This is a genomic window from Psychrosphaera sp. (assembly GCF_982872775.1).
This window is the reverse complement of sequence record NZ_CEYNSH010000003.1, coordinates 1-2,289: the sequence shown is the minus strand read 5'-3', so window position 1 is coordinate 2,289 and position 2,289 is coordinate 1. Positions and strand designations below refer to the sequence as shown.

3 protein-coding genes and 1 pseudogene are annotated in these 2,289 nt (G+C 37.8%); all 4 read right to left on the bottom strand.

From position 1 onward, the window contains the following. Positions 1 to 160 precede the first annotated feature (160 nt). On the bottom strand, positions 161 to 394 hold the full coding sequence (locus tag AC4E96_RS01390; RefSeq protein ID WP_488033542.1) for a helix-turn-helix transcriptional regulator: 234 nt from the start codon (positions 392 to 394) through the stop codon (positions 161 to 163). Beyond that, entirely contained in the window at positions 391 to 810 is a 420-nt protein-coding gene (locus AC4E96_RS01385; protein WP_488033541.1) for a hypothetical protein, read from the bottom strand. Before AC4E96_RS01385 ends, AC4E96_RS01390 begins: the two co-directional genes overlap by 4 nt. Before the next feature lie 357 nt (positions 811 to 1,167). Then, a complete protein-coding gene (locus AC4E96_RS01380) occupies positions 1,168 to 1,914 on the bottom strand; it encodes a hypothetical protein (RefSeq protein WP_490254679.1) in 747 nt (248 codons plus the stop codon). A 232-nt stretch (positions 1,915 to 2,146) separates the two neighbouring features. Next, a pseudogene (locus tag AC4E96_RS01375) lies at positions 2,147 to 2,289 on the bottom strand (molecular chaperone DnaJ); the annotation flags it as partial.

Genomic DNA, 2,289 nt, shown 5'->3' with positions numbered 1-2,289 from the left:
AAAAAAACCAGTTCATCCGAACTGGTTTTTTATTTTCTTCTGCTTGCTAACATCCGCACCTATCGCGGTTAACTTTTATTAGCCAACAAAATGCGCCTTAGATCGCTTTTGATTTCAAGCGTAACGAAAACGACTAAGACACAATACTTCCATTCACTAATTACGCTTCTGCTTTTACTTGTACCGCTGCTTCTACTTCAGCTTCTTCGTCAGTGAATACATCCTCGATAGAGCAATCAAACAATCGTGCAATTTTGAAAGCTAGCGGTAAACTAGGATCAAACTTACCTTTTTCTATTGAGTTCGCCGTTTGGCGCGAAACATCTAGTGCTAACGCTAGGTCCGCTTGCGTCATGTCTCGCTCGGCTCTTAATACCTTGAGACGATTTTTCATAGGTACTTCCTTCTGCTAAGTACAGTTCCGATGCCATAACTGATACCCATAACAAACAGCAAGGTTGAGGCATTTGGTTGATGCTCGATTAATTGTACTGCATGACAAACTCCATACGCCGCACCAGCAATCATGGTACTACCTAAAGAAATTGCCATTGCTTCAAGCATAATACGCTGCTGAAGCTCATCCATTCCTTCTAAGTAGACTTTATTTACCCAGATCATTTTGACACCTACGGCAATATTAGCGACCAGAGCCAATGTGGTTAGGACTTTGTTGTAATCCCAAATGAACATAGGTCCAAAGGTAAATAAAGCGAGTGACGCTAACCAAGCGCCCGTCCAGACCATCAGTGACTTCACATTTTTTTGACTAGCCTGGTTTAATTCACTACATAAGGTTGAGTCTTTCATTGGTATAACTCCTTTGTCTAAAAGTAAAATAAACTTTACTCTGGTTAAATTAGTTCAAAAAAAAGACAAAGTCAAACACACTTTACATAAATTTAAATAAACTTTACCAAAATCGAACGGAAAAATATGAAAAATTGATTCGTAACAATGTGTTATAAAAAAGCGTGAATGAAAATTTAGTAAATACTTGAGTATGAAAAAGGCGCTATGAGTTAGCGCCAAGAAATGTTTGATATATGGATCGTTTAAATTTTAAAGTTTAAAGTTTAAAGTTTAAAGTTTAAATAATGAATCTGACTTTAAATCGTAAAAGTTAAACGACACAAGTGCCAGATTCGAATCGGTTTAAATTGCCAATTAAAGCTGAGCAACCACAGAAAGTGCAATCCAAGTAATATCATCTCGGCCTTCAGACTCAATTTGACTACCAACAAAATTATGTTCGGTAAACAACTGTAGCCTCCACTGAGAATTAACTTTAAAAGCGTATGTAAGGCCAACAGAGGTGTGATTATAACCTCTGTGGTTTGTGCTTGCGTAGCCATCATCAAAACCCACTTGAACGTGTGGCGTCACTTGGTGAGTATCATCAGCGTAAATACTTTTATTGGCATTAAATACTAAGAATCGTCCGTCCGTTGCTGTATTGTAGACAAGTTCAACATTCGAATTGATACCATTCCACAGCGATTTATTAGCGCCAATACCGAATTCGTTGTCATGGTCGTTTAACTCAAAATATTCCAAACGGTTGTAGTAGGAATACAGTGTCGTGTCTCCAAGTTGCCAGTCTTTGTTAAGTGTAAGATTTAGTTCGTCGTAATCAACCGAGGAGTCGCTTGCGACGCCGTATAGAGCCGACAAAGAAAGCCCTGTTCCCATAGATTCTGATGCACCAAGCCACCAAGCGCCTCCTTGATCTAAATTATCACGACCTTCCGAAACGTATTTGTCATTATATGAAATCGACACTTCCGCACTCATCGCTGAGTAACTTGTTAACAAGCCAGAGAATAAAACTAAACTATTTAATAACAGAGATTTAACCTGCTTTGACTTAGATTTAAGAAAACCGTTCATAAGGTAAAAAACATTTAATAACATAAAATAAAGATACTCCCAATTACGAGGCAGCAACGACTACTAAACGCAACACTATTACTAAGTACTAGCGATGTAATTCTACCTTTGAGATTTCAATTATAATTGAGATAAACACAAACTGATAATTGAAAAAGAGATGCGCTCGAACATAGATTTCCGACCACAATAAAAAGGCCAGCACTTGGCTGACCTTTTCCTGAATCAAAATTACTTTGATTTAACGATCTTTTACTTAGCCCGTTAAGTCGTCAAAGAACTTCTTAACACCGTCAAAAAAACCTTGCTCTTTTGGGCGGTATTTTGAAGTTTTGCCAGACATACTTTCTTCAAACTGACGTAACAAGTCTTTTTGGTTGTCGTTTAAGTTCACTGGCG